The sequence below is a fragment of the Kiloniellales bacterium genome (assembly GCA_030066685.1).
In the GTDB taxonomy this organism is placed as follows: Bacteria; Pseudomonadota; Alphaproteobacteria; order Kiloniellales; family JAKSBE01; genus JAKSBE01.
Genome location: JASJBF010000014.1, coordinates 1 through 15,663 on the forward strand (window position 1 = coordinate 1; position 15,663 = coordinate 15,663).

Here is a 15,663-nt window from a genome sequence, read left to right on the forward strand (position 1 = left end):
CAAGCCCGGAACGTGGGCGAACCAGGCCTCCAGCGATTGGCAATGCTGCGCCGCCAGGCGGATGCCGGCGCCCTGGGGACCGCGGAAGACGATGGGGATGGTCGGCTTGCCGCCCATCATGAAGCGGGCCTTGGCCGCATGGTTGACGATCGAATCCATCATCAGGGAGACGAAATCGAAAAGCTGGATCTCGACGATCGGCCGCAGGCCCGACATGGCGGCGCCGACGCCGCAGCCCGAGATCACGCCCTCGGCGATCGGCGTGTCGCGCACCCGCTCCGGGCCGAAGGCCTCCAGCAAGCCGCGGGTCAGGCCGAAGATGCCGCCGATCTGGCCGACGTCCTCGCCGAGGACGATCACGCCTTCGTCGCGCGCCATTTCCTGGTGCATGGCCTCGGTGATGGCCTGGGCGTAGGTGATGGCGCGGCTTCCGGCCGGCGGCTCGGGCTCGAAGGCCTCGCGGCGCGGCGCGGTCACCAGGGCCTGAGCCGTCTCCAGCTCGGGCTCCGGCAGGGCCGAGGCCCAGTCGATGGCATCCTCCACCTCGCGCTCCGCCTGGGCCGCCAGCCCGCCATAGGCGCGCTCGTCGAGCAGGCCCGCCTCGGCCGTGCGGTCACGCAGGCGGAGGATGGGATCAACGTGGCGCCACTGCTCCTCTTCCTCCTCCGTCCGGTAGCGCGGCAGGTTGGCGCGCATGGAGTGGTCGTCCCAGCGGTAGGTCAGGGCCTCGATCAGGGTCGGCCCCTCGCCGGCCCGCGCCCGCAGCGCGGCGCGCAGCACCGTGTCGTGGACGGCCGCGGCGTCGTTGCCGTCGATCCGGTGGCCGGGCAGGTCGTAGGCGGCGGCGCGGCGGGCGATTCCGCCGCCGGCAATGACGCCCGCGCTGGGGGTGGTCAGGCCGTAGAGGTTGTTCTCGCAGAAGAAGATCAGCGGCAGCTTCCAGATCGCCGCCAGGTTCATGGCCTCGTGGAAGATGCCCTCGCTGGCCGCGCCGTCGCCGAAGAAAGCGATGCCGACCGCGCCCGAGCCGCGCAGCCGCTCGGCCAGGGCGGCTCCGGTGCCGAGGCCCATGCCGGCGCCGACGATGCCGTTGGCGCCGAGGATGCGACGTTCGAAGTCGGCGATGTGCATAGAGCCGCCAAGGCCGTAGCAGTAGCCTTCGGCCTTGCCCATCAGCTCGGCCATCATCCGGCTCAGCTCCGCACCCTTGGCGATGGTGTGCCCGTGGCCGCGGTGATGGGTCAGGATGAAGTCATCGGGCTCCAGCGCCTTGCAGGCGCCGGCGGCAATGGCCTCCTGGCCGATCGAGGAATGCGCCGTACCCTTGATCCGGCCATCGAGGAAGAGCTCCTTGGCGCGTTGCTCGAAGCGGCGGATGCGCAGCATGGTGGTCAGCATGGCGACCAGGTCCTCGCCCTCCAGCGCGTTGGAGGGCTGGACCGGGTCGACCGTCTTGAGGATCTCGATCGTCGTCATCGCTCTCATCCGTAGACCAGCGCCGGCAGCCAAAGCGCGATCTGGGGGAAGACCACGACCAGGGCGAGGCCGATCAGCTGCAGCCCGATGAAGGGCCATTGCGCCCGGAAAATGTCATTCAAGGTGACCTCCGGCGGCGCGGCGCCCTTGAGATAGAAGCAGGCCGGGCCGAAGGGCGGCGTCAGATAGGCGATCTGCATCGAGAGATTGAAGACGATGCCGAACCAGATCGGGTCGTAGCCCAGGGCCTGAAGCGTCGGCAGGAAGATCGGCATGGTCAGGAAGAGGATGCCGATCCAGTCGATAAAGAAGCCGAGCAGGATGAAGACGCCGATCATCACCAGGAGGATCACTGCAGGCTCGCTGGAGATGCCGGCCAGCAGGGTCTTGGCGAAGGCGATCCCGCCAAGGACATTGTAGACGCCGATCAGGGCGTTGGTGCCGAAGACCAGCCAGAAGACCATGCCGCAGGTCTTCAAGGCCTGCACCAAGGCGCCGCGGATCATCTCCAGGCTGAACTCGCGCCGGACCCAGGCGGCCAGGATCGCACCGGCGACGCCCACGGCCGCCGACTCCGTGATCGAAGCGAAGCCGGCGTAGATCGAGACCAGCACGGCCGCCGCGACCCCAAGGGGCAGCGCGACCCCCTTCAGCAGGGCGAGCTTCTCGGCCAGCGACATCTGCCGATCCGCCTCGTCGACCGGCGGCCCCAGTGCCGGGTTCAGGCGGCAGCGCAGCAGGATGTAGGCGATGTAGAGACCGGCGAGCAGCAGCCCCGGCATGACGGTCGCGAGGAAGAGGTGCGAGATCGAGACCTCGGCGGAGATTCCATAGAAGATCAGGATGATGCTCGGCGGGATCATCGTGCCCAGTGACCCGCCCGCGGTGATGGTGCCGATCGCCAGCTTCTTGTCGTAGCCGAGCTTGAGCATCTGCGGCAGGGCAATCAGGCCCAGCAGCACGATCTCGCCGCCGATGATGCCCGTGGTCGCGCCCAGGATCACCGCAACCACCGTGGTGATCACCGCAACCCCGCCGCTGGTGTTTCCGGCCCATACGTGGAAGGCGCGGTAGAGGTCCCGCGCCACCCCCGAGCGCTCCATGACCGAGGCCATCAGCACGAACATCGGCACCGCGACCAGGGCGAAGGAGCTGACGAACTCGGCCGTCCGGCTGCCGATGATGAAGAGCCCGCCGGTCCCGAAGTGCGCAAAGGCCAGCACGACCGCGATCGCGCCGGAGACGAAGGCCAGCGGCACGCCGAGCATCAGCAGCCCGGCCATCGCGACGACGATCAGCAGGGACAGGCTGGCGATGTCCATCAGGGCTCACGGTCCGGCGCCTCGAGCTCAAGGCGGCCGCGCAGCAACCGCCAGGCCTGCAGGACGATGACGGCGAGGAAGAGGGCCGCACCCAGAAAGAGCGCGAACTTCACGATCGCGGGCGACACCGTGTTCCAGGAGGTCCCGGAACGCTCCGGCAGCCAAATGCCTTCCGCCGAGAAGCGGAACAGCGACTTCTGCGAGATCGACCACATGGCGAGCGCAAGGCCGCCCAGATAGACCGCGCCGCAGAGCAGGCTCAGCGCTTCCGCCAGACGCCGCCAGCGCGGCTTGGCCCGGTCGACCAGCAGACCGATCCGCATGTGCGAGCGCTCGACCATGCAGGTCACGCCGCCGAAGATGAAGGCGGCAGCCGCCAGGACGCCGGCGATCTCGTGGGCCCAGAAGGTCGGCGCGTTGAAGGCGTAGCGGGCGGCAACCTCGTAGACCATCATCCCGACGATCGCCAGGAAGCCCCAGGACAGGCCCCGGCCGATCCAAAGAAGAGCCCGATCGATCTGGCCCATGCCTCACTCCAGGATGGGGACCGCAGACGCGGCTTCGCGCCCCGGTAATGACAGCCAGGTGTGTGGCAAACTGCTGGTCCTCGCCTACAACAGCCCGAGCGACTTCATGTAGGCCTTGTGGCTGTCGACGATGGCCTGCGCGTCGGGTCCCTTGGCGCCCCAGTCGGCCCAGACCTTCAGCAGCATCTCGCGGAACTGGGCCGCGTCGTCGGCGCCGAACTCGATGAAGGTGACGCCGAGCTCGCCCTTGGCTTTCTTGATGGCCTCCTCGTCCTGCTTGGTCAGCCGCTGCTTCAAGGTCGCCGAGAGGCCGAGGCAGGCCTCCTCGAACTTTCCTTTGGACTCGTCGGAGAGCTTGTTCCACTTCGCCTTCGAAACCGACATCTCGGTCACCGGCATGGAATGCCGGGCGAGGATCGAGTACTTCGCCTTGGTGTGCATGCCGAAGGCGACGTTGAGGCCGACGCTCGCCAGGTCGCTGGCGTCGAGCACGCCGGTCTCCAGGGCGTTGATCGCTTCGGCCGGCGTCAGGTTGACCAGCGAGGCGCCGGCCCGGGTGAGCAGGTCGGAGGGCAGGCCGCCCGGGGCCCGGATCTTGACGCCCTTGAAGTCGCTGATCGTGTTTATCGGCACCGTCGAGGGGATCTGCTCCTGGGGCCAGTAGACGTTGCAGATCATGTGCAGGTCGTACTTGGCGTAGAGCTTGCGGCCGAGCTCCAGCCCGCCGCCCTTGGTGAACCACTGGTCGCGCGTCGCAGTGTCGGGATAGGCGGAGAGGGTGTCGCCCAGGACCGCCATGGCCGGGTCCTTGCCGGCGAAGAAGGTCGGCCCGGTGTACTGGCCGTCCAGAAGCCCGCTCTCGATCGCGTCCATGGTCTCGCGCGGACCGACCACGGCGCCGCTCGGAAAGACCTGGATGTCGACCTCGCCCTCGGTGGCGGCCTTCAGGTCGGCGGCCATCTCCTCGAAAGCCTTGGTGGTCGCCGCGTTGGCGCCCAGAAAGGTCTGCATCTTGAAGCTTTCCGCCGCCGCCGGGACGGCGAAGCAGACGGCCAGAGCGCCGAGCGCGGCGCCCTTCAGCAAGGAATTGACGTGCATTTCGGTGTCCTCCCCGATGGATGCGGTTTCTTGTCGTTGATGGCGTCTCTTCGCCGTCTTCAGGCCGCGACCCGGACCTTCTCCATGGCCAGGATGTCTCGGGTCTCCTCGACCGTGGCCGGCTCGCGGCCCAGACCGCGCGCGATTTCAACGACCTTGGCGATGACCTCGGCGTTGGTCGGCTGGCCGAGTTCGGTGAAGGGGTAGTCGCCCAGGCCGATCGAGATGTGGCCGCCGGCCTTGATGATCTTCTCAGCCAGGAGCAGCAGGTTGCCCTTGTAGTTGACCACGGTCCAAACGATCCGGCGGTCCTTGGGCAGGAAGGTGACGTGGGCGTCGAGCCCTTCCGGCGTGCCCGGGTGACCGGCCAGCATGATGCCGTCGGTCAGGCAGAAGCAGACGTAGGCCGGCTCGGGGATCACGCCCATCTTCATGAAGGCCTCGATCTGGCGCGTGAAGCTGATGTTCCAGGAAACAAGGTACTGCTTCAGACCGTGATGCTTGATGCGCTCGGCGAAGTGCATCAGCGTCTCGGTGGAGTTCTTGTAGATCAGGTCCGTGGTGTCGAACTTGACCTCCACGGGGTTCCACCAGTCGACGTTGACGCTGCCGACGTCCATCGGCGCGAAGTCGGGCGCCGTCGTGGCATCCTTCATCATCTCCTCGACCGCTGCGAAGCGGCCCAGGGCATCGGCGTCGTTCGCCACATAGCCGAGGGTCGGGTGCAGCAGCATCGGGCAGAGCGCGCGCACCCCGGCGTTGGTCTCCAGGTAGAAGTCCGCGCCGTGCTCGGGCGCGCCCTCGGCCGTGCGGCCGTGGTAGTGCAGGATCGCCGCGCCCTCGTCGTAGCAGGCCTTGGCGTCCCGGACGATCTCCTGGGGCAGGAAGGGCACGTTGGGGTTCTCGTCCCGCGGGGCGAGCTCGTTGACCCGAGCCTCGATGATGATCTTGTCCATGGCGACCTCCCTCGGCATCTATATCTTTTTTGAGTTTGGATATACGAACAACCGAGAAAAGGGAAGAAAATTATAACTTTTGAAGAATCGTCTTGACGGAACGCCTGGAATACCATAACTAAAGTTATATGAGCCGCCTGACCCGACAGCCACCGCCGGAGCCCCGGCCGCGCGCCGCCTCGCCACCGCCGCCTTCGATCCGAGGTTTGCTCGATCTGGTCGGCGGACACTTCCCGGGTCACACCATGCAGCGGGTCCGGACGCCGGAGGGGCAGTATCGCTACACCTACGTCAGCCCCGGGGTGAAGGAGACTTTCGGCCTCGATCCCGAGCTGCTTCTGGCGCAGGATGCCGTGCAGCACGACTGGCTCCATGACGAGGACCGTGCGCGTTTCCTGGAGACGCTGGAGCACTCGGCCGCGACCCTGGAGACCTTCGACATCGAGGTTCGGGTCAAGGTGCCGGACGGCCGCTTCAAGTGGGTCCGCTCCATAGGCCATCCCCGGCGCCTGGCCGACGGCACGGTGATCTGGGACGGGGTTGCTCTGGACGTGACCGATCGCCGCGAGGCCCTGGAGGCCCTGGAGCGCTCCTTGAACGCGGCCCGCAATCAGGAGACCTCGATCTCCCGCTTCGCCGCCATCGCCGCCCAGGACATCTCCGTCCCCTTCCGCCGGCTTCAGGACGAAATGGAAGCGCTCCTTGCGGCGCCGGACGCCGGGTCTCGAGAGAAGGTCGGCCAAGCGCTGAGCGATTTGGAGCGGACGATGCAGACCGCCTTCGGGTTGCTCGGCGTCGCTTGGCCGGGCGGCGAAGCTGCCGCGCCGGACCCGGGCGATGCCTCTCCGAGCCCGGTGGAGAGCCTGACCCGCCGGCAGCGCGAAATCCTATCGCTGGTCGGCGCCGGCCTGTCAAACCGGGACATCGCCGCGCGCACCGGCCTGACGGAAGGCACGGTCAAGCTCCACGTCTCCAACATCCTGAAGCGTCTGGGCGCCAGGAACCGGACGGAGGCGGCCCGCCTGATCGGCGGGCCCTGAGAAACCGGGTCAGCCGCTCTGATCGGGATCGCGCACGGTGGCCAAGCAGACCGTCATGAGCTGCAGGTAGTAGCCCCGGTCCTTAGGACCGCTGTCCTTCTCGGCCTGGGCGATGCGTTCGAAGAGATAGGCGGCCAGCGCATGCTCGTTGGTCGGATAGACGCCGGCGCCCATCAGGTCGCCGACCATGCCGGCGGCTGCCTCCGCCGCCTTCGCGCCTACCTTGCCGATACCGCCGATCGCCATCTCCGCCTCCTCTTCGCTGCACCGCCTAGATGTTGGACCGTCCTAGCGACGGATCAAGGCGCCCGGCGGCTCAGCCCAGATAGCGGGCCTGGAGGTGGGCCTTGAAGACCGCCGGGTCGAGCGGGCGGCCGGTGACCTCCGCCAGCAGCCCGTCGGTGGAGAGGCGTGCCGCGGCGCCGTGCACCTTCTCGCGCAACCAGCCGATCAGGGGTGCGAAGTCGCCGCGGCTCAGGGCCTCGGGGATCTCCGGCAGGGCTCGCCTGGCGGCGTCGAAGAACTGGGCGGCGGCCAGGGCGCCCAGGGTATAGGTCGGGAAGTAGCCGAAGGCGCCGTCGTACCAGTGGATGTCCTGCAGGCAGCCCAGGCGGTCGTCCGGCGGGCGGGCGCCGAGCAGGTCCTCCATGGCGTCGTTCCAGGCGCCGGGCAGATCGGCCGGTGTCAGGTCGCCGGCGACCAGGGCGCGCTCCAGGCGGAAGCGCAGGATGACGTGCAAGGGATAGGTCACCTCGTCGGCGTCGACCCGGATCAGGCCGCGCTCGACCCTGTGGGTGTGGCGGACCAGGTTCTCGGCCTCCCAGGCATGCCCCGAGGCGCCGAAGGCCTCGCGCACCAGCGGCGCCATGAAGGCGATGAAGGCGGGGCTGCGGGCGGCCTGCATCTCGATCAGCAGGGACTGGCTCTCGTGCAGGGCCATACCGCCGGCCTCGCCGACCGGCTGCAGCCGCCATTGCGGCGGCAGGCCGCGCTCGTACAGGGCGTGGCCGGTCTCGTGCAGCACCGCCATGAGGCCGGAGAGGAAGTCCGCCTCGTCATAGCGCGTGGTGATGCGCACGTCCTCGGGCACCCCGCCGCAGAAGGGATGGAAGGAGACATCCAGGCGGCCGTGATCGAAGTCGAAGCCGACCGCCTGCATCATCCGGCGGCCCAGCGCCTCCTGCCGCGCCTTCGGGAAGGGCCCGTCCAGGGGCAGCGGCGCCGGGGCCGCCGCCTGGCCCGCCAGGACCTCGTCCAGAAAGCCGGGCAGGAAACCCGCTAGGTCGTCGAAGACCGCCTCGATCCGCGCGACCGAGCTGCCGGGCTCGTACTCGTCCAGCAGCGCCGCATAGGGCGCGAGCTCCAGGGCCTCGGCCTTGGCCTGGGCGACCTGGCGGACCAGCCGAAGGACCTCCTCTAGCGCCGGCCGCACCGCCGCGTAGTCGGACGCGGGCCGGGCGCCGCGCCACAGCATCTCGCAGTGCCGGCAGGCCCTGCTGAAGGCCTCGACCAGGTCGGCCGGCAAGGCCGTGGCGTGGCGCCAGCGCCGGCGCATCTCCTTGAGGTTGGCGGCCTGCCAGGGATCAAGGCCGTCGTCCTCGGCGGCCTCCGCCGCGTCCAGCAACTCGGCGACCTCGGGTCCAGTCAGGAGCTCGTGCTGGGTCACCGCCAGGGCGGCCAGCTGCTCGCTGCGCGCGCCGGCGCCGCCCTCGGGCATCATGGTCGACATGTCCCAGTGCAAGACGCCCTCCGCCTCGCCCAGGGCCGAAAGGCGGCGGAAACGGTCTTCGAGCTGCTGATAGGCGGTCATTCCTGCTCCTGAAGCCAGGTTGCATCGCGGCGGCCCTTAACGGTCTCCAAAGGCCGCGGCGCGATTTTAGGTGTCCTGACGCCTGGGTCAAAACCCGGAGTAGCGCGCATGAAAACGCCCACCATCGAGCACCATGAGTTCCGGCCAGCCAAGGACGTCGCCGAGGAGACGGATGCCAAGTCCCTCTACACCCTGGCGCTCACGGTGCTGCCGATGGCCTTGTCGGGCTTGTTCACGGGCGATTGGAGCTGGCGCGGCATCGGCATCGGGATGGGCGCCGTGCTGGCCATGGTGCTGCTGCTCTGGCTGCTGTCGCGCGGCGATTTGCTGCGCCATCCCGAGCGGCGGGCGCTCCTGCGGATCGGACCGCAGGGCATCCGCAGCTGGTCCAAGCTGAGCGCCTATATCCCCTGGCACAGGATCATCGATGTCGAGCCGCTGAACTCGGATCCTCGGGCCTATGCCGACTTTGCGATCACGATCGAGGGGCCGAACCACTACTCCTATTCGGCCTTGGCCCGCTTCTTCGACAACGCCGTCCTGCGACCCATCGGCGGCCAGCCCCGTTTCACGATCTCCTTCGAGAACCTGGAAGTCGATTCCGGCGAGGTCGCCGCCCTGGTCGGGCGGATCGTCGAAGCCACGAAGGCTTAGCCTTCCGCGCGGCGGCGGTGGTAGAGGACGAAGATCACCACCAGGATCGCGGCCAGGGCGAACCAGGTGATGGCGTACTCCAGGTGGTTGTTCGGGACGTCGAGGCCGGGCTGCCGGCCCCGGAACTCGGTCTCGGGCAGGGCGCCAGGCAGCGCGACGGCGTAGAGCTCGGCCACCCGGATCTCCAGGCCGGCGGCCGCGGCCATCTCCCGGGTGTCGACGTAGTGCCAGACGTTCTTGGCCGGATCGTTGGCGGGCTTGAGCCAGGCGCTGCCGCGCCAGCCGTCGCGCAGCAGGATCGCCTCGAAGCTCTGCCGACCCGCGGGCACGGCGGCGGCGTCGGCCGCCGGCTCGGGCAGCCAGCCGAGCTCGACCAGGATCGTTCGCCCGTCGGTCAGGACGAAAGGGGCGTAGAAGTAGAAGCCGAGCCGCTTGTTCAGGTTCCGCGGGGCCGAGCGCAACAAACCCTCTGGCAGGAAGCGGCCGGCCAGGCCGACCCGGCGGTACTGCAGCTCCTCGGACCGGAAGACCGGCGGCAGCTCGAGCGCCGGCGCCGCGGCGCGCGCCCGCAGATCGGCGATCAGCTCGGTCTTCCAGGCCAGGCGCTCGACCTGCCAGAAGCCGAGGCCGAGCAGGACGAGCAGCGCCGCGCCCGCGACCAGGCTGGTGATGAGCGTCGGCCGGAAGCCGCTGCGGCCGGACCCGGGCATCAGTCGTCGTAGCTTTCCTTGCCGCCTTCGCTGGCCTTGAGGTCGAACTGGTAGGCGATCATCACGCCCTTCATGGGCCGCAGCATGGCCAAAGCGCCGCCCAGGATCACCAGGGTCCAAAGGATGGCGTGCAGCCAGAGCGGCGGCGAGAAGGCGCTCTCGACCCAGAGCGCCAGCGGCACCACCGCGGCGCCCAGGATGAAGATCATGAAGACCGCCGGGCCGTCGCCGCTGTCGGCCTTGCCGAGGTCGAGGCCGCAGCGGCCGCAGCGCGACGCCACCGTCAGGAATCCGGAGTACAGGGCGCCCTGGCCGCAGCGCGGACACTTGCAGCGCAGACCCGCGCTGAGGGGGGAGACCCTGGGGTAGTAGTCCGGACCCGACACTCCCGTCCCTAGATGCTGGCGAAGTAGACGAAGGTGAAGAGGAACAGCCAGACCACGTCGACGAAATGCCAGTACCAGGCCGCCGCCTCGAAGCCGAAGTGATGGTCCGGCTTGAAGTGCCCCAGGTAGGCCCGGAAGAAGCAGACGATCAGAAACAGGGTGCCGATGATCACGTGGGCGCCGTGGAACCCTGTCGCCATGAAGAAGGTCGAGGAATAGATCCCGCCCTGGCCGGGCTCGTTGCCCTCCGCCCAGGCGAAGGAGAAGCCGGCGTGGGAGTACTCGAAGGCCTGCAGGGCGGTGAAGGCGGCGCCCAGCAGGATGGTCAGCGCCAGGCCGATCAGGGTGCCGCGGCGGTCGCCCTCGCGCAGGGCGTGGTGCGCCCAGGTGACGGTGCAGCCCGAGAGCAGCAGGACCAGGGTGTTGAGGAAGGGCAGGCCGAAGGGCTCGAAGACCTCGACCCCGATCGGCGGCCACTGGTAGCCGGTCGCCGCCTTGGGAAAGAGCCAGGCGTCGAAGTAGGCCCAGAACCAGGCGACGAAGAACATCACCTCCGAGGCGATGAAGAGCGCCATGCCGTAGCGCATGCCGATCTGAACGATCGGCGTGTGATGGCCCTGGAAGGTCGCCTCCTTGATCACGTCGCGCCACCAGACGACCATCACAAAGGCGATGGCGAGCATGCCGACCGGCAGCAGCCAGACACCCATGTCGTGCATGTAGAGCACCATGCCAAGCGCGGCCAGGCCGCCGGCGATGGAGCCGACCAGCGGCCAGGGGCTGGGATCGACCAGGTGGTAGGGATGCTTGTGGCCGTGGTCTTCTGCGTGAGCCTCGCTCATGCCGTTCCCCTTGGTGCAGAGCCGCGCCGTTCCGAGCGGCGCTTCAGTTGACCCGATCGGTGCCGGAGGCCGGCGCCGCGCTGGAAAGCTGTCCGTCCTCGGCCGACCCGCCCTCTTCGGGCAGATCGTCCAAGGACCTCAGGAAGGTGTAGGACAGGGTAATGGTCCGGACGTCGGCCAGGTTAGGGTCGTCCTCGATGGCCGGGTCGACGAAGAAGCTGACCCCCATCTCCATCTCCTCGCCGGGCTGCAGGGTCTGCTCCTCGAAGCAGAAGCACTGCACCTTGTTGAAGTAGACGCCGGCCTTCTGCGGCGTAACGTTGAAGGTCGAGACCCCGGTCGTGGGTTCCGCGGCCAGGTTGCGCGCCTTGTAGAAGGCCAGGCCCGACTCGCCGACCCTGAGTTCGACCGCGCGCTGTACCGGCTGGAAGGCCCAGGGCAGGTCCGGATGGACGTCGGAGTTGAAGCGGATGGTGACGACCCGCTCGCCGATCTGCGCCGGCAGCGCCTCGGCCACGCGGGTTGTGCCGCCGAAGCCGGTGACTTGGCAGAACAGGCGGTAGAGCGGCACCGAGGCGAAGGACAGGCCGATCATGCCGGCGACCAGGCCGACCAGGACCAAGGCCGTGCGGCCGTTGCGCGACTCGGGGCGCCGGGGCTGCGGGGCCGCCATCAGGAGCCTCCCATCCGGACCAGCGAGACGACATAGACCAGAACCACGAAACCGGCCAGGGCCGCCAGCAGAACCAAGTTCTTGCCGCGCTGGCGCTTGCGAAGCTCGCTGCCCTGCTCCCGGTCACCGGTCATGACGCCAGGCCCGGCAACCCCACGGTCCGGTCGACCACCAGGACCGTGAAGATCAGGAAGAGGTAGAGCACCGAATAGCCGAACATCTGCCGCGCCCGGCGGTCGTCGTTGTGCTGCCAAACCCTGAGCGCGCTGACGATGAACAGCAGGCTAAGCGCCGTCGCGGTGATTCCGTAGACCAGGCCCGCGGTGCCCAGCAGCGCCGGCAGCACCGCGACCGGCAGCAAAAGCAGGGTGTAGATCAGCATCTGCCGGCAGGTCCGGTCGCGCCCGGCGACCACCGGCAGCATCGGGATGCCGGCGCGGGCGTAATCGCCGTTGCGGTAGAGGGCGAGGGCCCAGAAGTGCGGCGGCGTCCAGAGGAAGATCAGCAGGAAGAGCACCAGGGCTTCGATCCCGACGTCGCCGGTGACCGCGGCCCAGCCGATCACCGGCGGGAAGGCCCCAGCCGCGCCGCCGATGACGATGTTCTGCGGCGTGCGGCGCTTCAGCCAGATGGTGTAGACGAAGACGTAGAAGCCGTTGGCCAGGGCCAGCAGGACCGCCGCGGTCCAGTTGACCGCCAGCCCCATCATCATGACCGACAGGATCGAGAGGGCGACGCCAAAGCCCAGCGCGTCCTCCGGCGCCATGCGGCCCTGCGGCAGGGGCCGGGCCGAGGTCCGGGCCATGAGCGCGTCGATGTCGCGCTCGTACCACATGTTGATGGCGCCCGCGGCACCGGCGTTGACCGCGATGCAGAGCACCGCGACCGCGGCGATCACCGGATGGATCGCCCCCGGCGCGATCAGGAGCCCGGCCAGTCCGGAGAAGACGACCAGCGACATCACCCGCGGCTTGAGCAGGTCGATGAAATCGCCCACCGCCGTGCCGGAGGCCGCGAGGCGCGGCTCCGTCACAAGGCCGCCCATTGCCGTCTGGTCCGTCATCTCACCGCCTCGCCCCGTCCGACCCCGGTCCTAGCTGACCCGGGGTAGCTCGTCGTAGGTGTGGAAGGGCGGCGGTGAGGGCAGGGTCCACTCCAGGGTCGTCGCCCCCTCGCCCCAGGGGTTTTCCGCCGCCTGGCGCCGGCTGAACCAGATCACGTAGACCAACATCACGACAAAGAACACCGACGAAGCGAAGGACAGGTAGGAGCCTATCGAGGACACCCAGTTCCAGCCCGCATAGGCGTCGGGGTAGTCGATGTAGCGCCGCGGCATGCCCGCCGCCCCCAGGAAGTGCTGCGGGAAGAAGGTCAGGTTGACGCCGATGAAGGTGGTCCAGAAATGCAGCTTGCCGGCCCATTCCGGATACTGGTGGCCGGTCATCTTGCCGAGCCAGTAGTAAATCCCGGCGAAGATGCCGAAGACCGCGCCTAGCGACAGCACGTAGTGGAAGTGCGCAACCACGTAGTAGGTATCGTGGAAGGCATTGTCGATGCCGCCGTTGGCCAGCACCACCCCGGTGACGCCGCCGATGGTGAACAGGAAGATGAAGCCGATCGCCCAAAGCATCGGCGTGTCGAAGCGGATTGACCCGCCCCACATGGTCGCGATCCAGCTGAAGATCTTGATGCCGGTCGGCACCGCGATGACCATGGTCGCGAAGGTGAAGTAGGCCTTGGTGTCGACGTCCAGGCCGACGGTGTACATGTGATGCGCCCAGACCACGAAGCCGACCGCTGCGATCGCGATCATCGCCCAGGCCATGCCGAGGTAGCCGAAGATCGGCTTCTTCGAGAAGGTCGCCACGATCTGGCTGATGATGCCGAAGGCCGGCAGGATCATGATGTAGACCTCGGGGTGCCCGAAGAACCAGAAGAGGTGCTGGAACAGGATCGGGTCTCCGCCGCCGGCGGCCTCGAAGAAGGTGGTGCCGAAGTTGCGGTCGGTCAGCAGCATGGTGATGGCGCCCGCCAGGACCGGCAGCGACAGCAGCAGCAGGAAGGCGGTGATCAGGATCGACCAGACGAAGAGCGGCATCTTGAAGAGGCTCATGCCCGGCGCGCGCATGTTGAAGATCGTGGTGATGAAGTTAATGGCGCCCAGGATTGAGGAGGCGCCGGCCAAGTGCAAGGCGAAGATCGCCATATCGACCGAGGGACCGGAATGCCCGATGGTCGAGGACAGCGGAGGATAGACGGTCCAGCCGGTTCCGGCGCCGGTGTCGACGATGGCCGAGCCGAGCAGCAGCAGGAAGGCCGGCACGATCAGCCAGAACGACATGTTGTTCATGCGCGGGAAGGCCATGTCCGGGGCGCCGATCATCAGCGGCACGAACCAGTTCCCGAAGCCGCCGATCAGCGCCGGCATGACCACGAAGAACACCATGATCAGGCCGTGCGCGGTGATGAGCACGTTCCAGAACTGTCCGGGATCGTCCGACATCGTATGGAGGAACTGGATCCCGGGATCCTGCAGCTCCATCCGCATCAGGATCGAAGCGAGGCCGCCGATCAGGCCGGCGATCACGGCAAAAACGAGATAGAGCGTGCCGATGTCCTTATGGTTCGTCGAAAAGAACCAGCGGACGAAGAAGCCGGGCTTGTGGTCGTGATGATCGTGCGCTGCCGCGTGGGCCATGGTCGTCTCTCCTTCCCAGCCACTCAGTCCGTGGTCTTGTCGTCGTTCGCGTCCGCCAGGCGCAGGGGCGCCTCCGGCTCCTCGACCCGGGCGAACTCCACCTTGGCCTCCTCGACCCACTTGCCGAAGTCGTCCTTGGACACCGCCTCGATCATGATCGGCATGTAGGCGTGCCCAGTGCCGCAGAGTTCCGAGCACTGGCCGTAATAGGTGCCTTCCTTGGTGATCCGCACCCAGGTCTCGTTGATCCGGCCCGGAACGCCGTCCATCTTCAGGCCCATCGAGGGCACCGCAAAGTTGTGCAGCACGGTGCTGGCGGTCACCAGGATCCGGATGTTGGTGTCGACCGGCAGCACCAGGGCGTTGTCGGTGGACAACAGGCGCCGCTGCCCGTCTTCCAGGTCCTCGTCGGCGACCATGTAGGCGTCGAAGGTGAAGTTCCCGTGATCGGGGAACTCGTAGGACCAGTACCACTGGTGCCCGATCGCCTTGATCGTCATCTCGATCTCGCCGTCGGGGTTGCGGTCGGTCAGGTAGAGCAGCCGGAAGGAGGGGATCGCGATGATCACCAGGATGATCACCGGCACCACCGTCCAGACCACCTCGATCAGGGTGTTGTGCGTGGTCTTCGACGGGTTCGGATTGCGCTTCTCGCTGAAGCGCCACATCACGTAGAGCAGAAGACCGAGCACGAAGACCACAATGGCGGATATGATCCAGAGCAGCAGGTTGTTGAAGCTGTGGATCTCTTCCATCACCGGCGAGGCCGCCGGCTGGAAGCCCATCTGCCAGGGCTGCGGCTCGGCAGCGCCGGCCGTGCCGGCTGCCAGCAGGCCGAGCGCCGCCAGGGTCGCGAGAGACAGGAACCGTATCGTACGCGCCATCACTGCTTGCTTCCCAAAATCCAGGTTTTCATGAGGTGCCGCCACTGCCGACATGTCGCACCAACGCCAGCCGCCAGGCTCTGCACCGAAGGTCGTCAACCCGGCCGGACGCGCGGAACCTAACCCAAGTCCCCGGTCCTCACAAGTCCGCGAGCGGCGCTTCAGGCAAGGCTCGGACCCTCATTGATTTCTACGCCTTGGGCCTCGGGAAGGATGATCCCGCGGCCGCCTTCCTGCGCGATCGGCGGTGGCGCAGATGTCGCAGGAACCGCGGCTCGAGACCGGTTTCAAGATCGACCGCGGATGACCGCAAGAGCGCGCCGGCGTCGCTCCCTCGAACCGACGGCGTCTGGCCGAAATCGGCGAACTTGCGCGTCGTCGAAGGCGTCTTCGAGAAAATTCTAGAAAACAAAGGGTTAGTGTGACCGCGTGGCCGTGGCGCAACAACGCTTCGGGGAGTTATCCGGGCGCTGCATATCAGGCTTGCGGTTTCATGTCTTGTTAAGTAACGCTGATTCAGACTTGTCTTGCGTCACCGATGCCGAGGCCCGGAACGACGGAGCCCGAACAGGCGCGGCAGGCAAGAT

The 15,663-nt window shown here is 67.5% G+C and carries 17 protein-coding genes; 2 read left to right on the forward strand and 15 right to left on the reverse strand.

Annotated elements, in window-relative coordinates; all coding sequences use genetic code 11:
- The 5 genes from QNJ30_09700 to QNJ30_09720 form a co-directional block, all read right to left on the reverse strand.
- The coding region (locus QNJ30_09700) for a thiamine pyrophosphate-dependent enzyme (protein ID MDJ0943729.1) at positions 1–1,476 on the reverse strand (1,476 nt) is incomplete at its 3' end.
- 5 nt (positions 1,477–1,481) lie between these two features.
- Complete coding sequence (locus tag QNJ30_09705; protein MDJ0943730.1) at positions 1,482–2,798, reverse strand: TRAP transporter large permease subunit; 1,317 nt, start codon at positions 2,796–2,798, stop codon at positions 1,482–1,484.
- The gene (locus QNJ30_09710; protein ID MDJ0943731.1) at positions 2,798–3,325 is read right to left on the reverse strand and encodes a TRAP transporter small permease; all 528 of its coding nucleotides are present in this window, start codon (positions 3,323–3,325) and stop codon (positions 2,798–2,800) included. The genes QNJ30_09705 and QNJ30_09710 overlap by 1 nt, the downstream gene beginning before the upstream one ends.
- Before the next feature lie 84 nt (positions 3,326–3,409).
- Positions 3,410–4,423, reverse strand: coding sequence for a TRAP transporter substrate-binding protein DctP (gene dctP, locus QNJ30_09715; GenBank protein ID MDJ0943732.1), 1,014 nt, complete (start codon positions 4,421–4,423; stop codon positions 3,410–3,412).
- Positions 4,424–4,482: 59 nt separating this feature from the next.
- A complete protein-coding gene (locus QNJ30_09720; GenBank protein MDJ0943733.1) occupies positions 4,483–5,379 on the reverse strand; it encodes a 3-keto-5-aminohexanoate cleavage protein in 897 nt (298 codons plus the stop codon).
- A 206-nt stretch (positions 5,380–5,585) separates the two neighbouring features.
- Here QNJ30_09720 and QNJ30_09725 point away from each other — a divergent pair, with 206 nt between their 5' ends.
- Positions 5,586–6,419: a LuxR C-terminal-related transcriptional regulator gene (locus QNJ30_09725; protein ID MDJ0943734.1), complete on the forward strand. Its 834-nt coding sequence runs from the start codon at positions 5,586–5,588 to the stop codon at positions 6,417–6,419.
- A 9-nt stretch (positions 6,420–6,428) separates the two neighbouring features.
- On the opposite strand, the gene QNJ30_09730 is transcribed toward QNJ30_09725, so the two are convergent.
- Together QNJ30_09730 and QNJ30_09735 are read right to left on the reverse strand one after the other, a co-directional pair.
- Complete coding sequence (locus QNJ30_09730; GenBank protein MDJ0943735.1) at positions 6,429–6,665, reverse strand: hypothetical protein; 237 nt, start codon at positions 6,663–6,665, stop codon at positions 6,429–6,431.
- A 70-nt stretch (positions 6,666–6,735) separates the two neighbouring features.
- Positions 6,736–8,229 (reverse strand): carboxypeptidase M32, encoded by a 1,494-nt coding sequence (locus QNJ30_09735; GenBank protein ID MDJ0943736.1) that lies wholly within the window; start codon positions 8,227–8,229, stop codon positions 6,736–6,738.
- 108 nt (positions 8,230–8,337) lie between these two features.
- Between QNJ30_09735 and QNJ30_09740 the strand changes: the two genes are divergently transcribed.
- Complete coding sequence (locus QNJ30_09740; GenBank protein MDJ0943737.1) at positions 8,338–8,883, forward strand: hypothetical protein; 546 nt, start codon at positions 8,338–8,340, stop codon at positions 8,881–8,883.
- On the opposite strand, the gene QNJ30_09745 is transcribed toward QNJ30_09740, so the two are convergent.
- Genes QNJ30_09745 through coxB form a run of 8 tightly spaced genes read right to left on the reverse strand, consistent with a single transcriptional unit; the run spans position 8,880 to position 15,076 of the window.
- The gene (locus tag QNJ30_09745; GenBank protein MDJ0943738.1) at positions 8,880–9,593 is read right to left on the reverse strand and encodes an SURF1 family protein; all 714 of its coding nucleotides are present in this window, start codon (positions 9,591–9,593) and stop codon (positions 8,880–8,882) included. The two genes, QNJ30_09740 and QNJ30_09745, sit on opposite strands and share 4 nt — an antisense overlap.
- Complete coding sequence (locus QNJ30_09750; GenBank protein MDJ0943739.1) at positions 9,593–9,979, reverse strand: DUF983 domain-containing protein; 387 nt, start codon at positions 9,977–9,979, stop codon at positions 9,593–9,595. Before QNJ30_09750 ends, QNJ30_09745 begins: the two co-directional genes overlap by 1 nt.
- An 8-nt stretch (positions 9,980–9,987) precedes the next feature.
- Positions 9,988–10,821: a cytochrome c oxidase subunit 3 gene (locus tag QNJ30_09755; GenBank protein ID MDJ0943740.1), complete on the reverse strand. Its 834-nt coding sequence runs from the start codon at positions 10,819–10,821 to the stop codon at positions 9,988–9,990.
- Between the two features lie 43 nt (positions 10,822–10,864).
- Positions 10,865–11,494, reverse strand: coding sequence for a cytochrome c oxidase assembly protein (locus tag QNJ30_09760; GenBank protein ID MDJ0943741.1), 630 nt, complete (start codon positions 11,492–11,494; stop codon positions 10,865–10,867).
- A complete protein-coding gene (locus QNJ30_09765) occupies positions 11,494–11,628 on the reverse strand; it encodes a hypothetical protein (GenBank protein ID MDJ0943742.1) in 135 nt (44 codons plus the stop codon). Before QNJ30_09765 ends, QNJ30_09760 begins: the two co-directional genes overlap by 1 nt.
- On the reverse strand, positions 11,625–12,539 hold the full coding sequence (cyoE, locus tag QNJ30_09770; protein ID MDJ0943743.1) for a heme o synthase: 915 nt from the start codon (positions 12,537–12,539) through the stop codon (positions 11,625–11,627). Before cyoE ends, QNJ30_09765 begins: the two co-directional genes overlap by 4 nt.
- Before the next feature lie 48 nt (positions 12,540–12,587).
- On the reverse strand, positions 12,588–14,192 hold the full coding sequence (gene ctaD / locus QNJ30_09775; protein MDJ0943744.1) for a cytochrome c oxidase subunit I: 1,605 nt from the start codon (positions 14,190–14,192) through the stop codon (positions 12,588–12,590).
- Between the two features lie 23 nt (positions 14,193–14,215).
- Positions 14,216–15,076 carry a cytochrome c oxidase subunit II gene (gene coxB, locus QNJ30_09780; protein ID MDJ0943745.1) on the reverse strand — a complete coding sequence of 287 codons (861 nt, stop codon included), beginning with the start codon at positions 15,074–15,076 and terminating at the stop codon, positions 14,216–14,218.
- Between the last annotated feature and the right edge of the window lie 587 nt (positions 15,077–15,663).

Coding starts and splice junctions, on each gene's coding strand:
- QNJ30_09720 (MDJ0943733.1), bottom strand. CDS start 5,379: ATGGACAAGATCATCATCGAGGCTCGGGTCAACGAGCTCGCCCCGCGG.
- QNJ30_09730 (MDJ0943735.1), bottom strand. CDS start 6,665: ATGGCGATCGGCGGTATCGGCAAGGTAGGCGCGAAGGCGGCGGAGGCA.
- QNJ30_09705 (MDJ0943730.1), bottom strand. CDS start 2,798: ATGGACATCGCCAGCCTGTCCCTGCTGATCGTCGTCGCGATGGCCGGG.
- coxB (MDJ0943745.1), bottom strand. CDS start 15,076: ATGGCGCGTACGATACGGTTCCTGTCTCTCGCGACCCTGGCGGCGCTC.
- cyoE (MDJ0943743.1), bottom strand. CDS start 12,539: ATGGGCGGCCTTGTGACGGAGCCGCGCCTCGCGGCCTCCGGCACGGCG.
- QNJ30_09740 (MDJ0943737.1), top strand. CDS start 8,338: ATGAAAACGCCCACCATCGAGCACCATGAGTTCCGGCCAGCCAAGGAC.
- QNJ30_09735 (MDJ0943736.1), bottom strand. CDS start 8,229: ATGACCGCCTATCAGCAGCTCGAAGACCGTTTCCGCCGCCTTTCGGCC.
- QNJ30_09760 (MDJ0943741.1), bottom strand. CDS start 11,494: ATGGCGGCCCCGCAGCCCCGGCGCCCCGAGTCGCGCAACGGCCGCACG.
- ctaD (MDJ0943744.1), bottom strand. CDS start 14,192: ATGGCCCACGCGGCAGCGCACGATCATCACGACCACAAGCCCGGCTTC.
- dctP (MDJ0943732.1), bottom strand. CDS start 4,423: ATGCACGTCAATTCCTTGCTGAAGGGCGCCGCGCTCGGCGCTCTGGCC.
- QNJ30_09755 (MDJ0943740.1), bottom strand. CDS start 10,821: ATGAGCGAGGCTCACGCAGAAGACCACGGCCACAAGCATCCCTACCAC.
- QNJ30_09745 (MDJ0943738.1), bottom strand. CDS start 9,593: ATGCCCGGGTCCGGCCGCAGCGGCTTCCGGCCGACGCTCATCACCAGC.
- QNJ30_09765 (MDJ0943742.1), bottom strand. CDS start 11,628: ATGACCGGTGACCGGGAGCAGGGCAGCGAGCTTCGCAAGCGCCAGCGC.
- QNJ30_09710 (MDJ0943731.1), bottom strand. CDS start 3,325: ATGGGCCAGATCGATCGGGCTCTTCTTTGGATCGGCCGGGGCCTGTCC.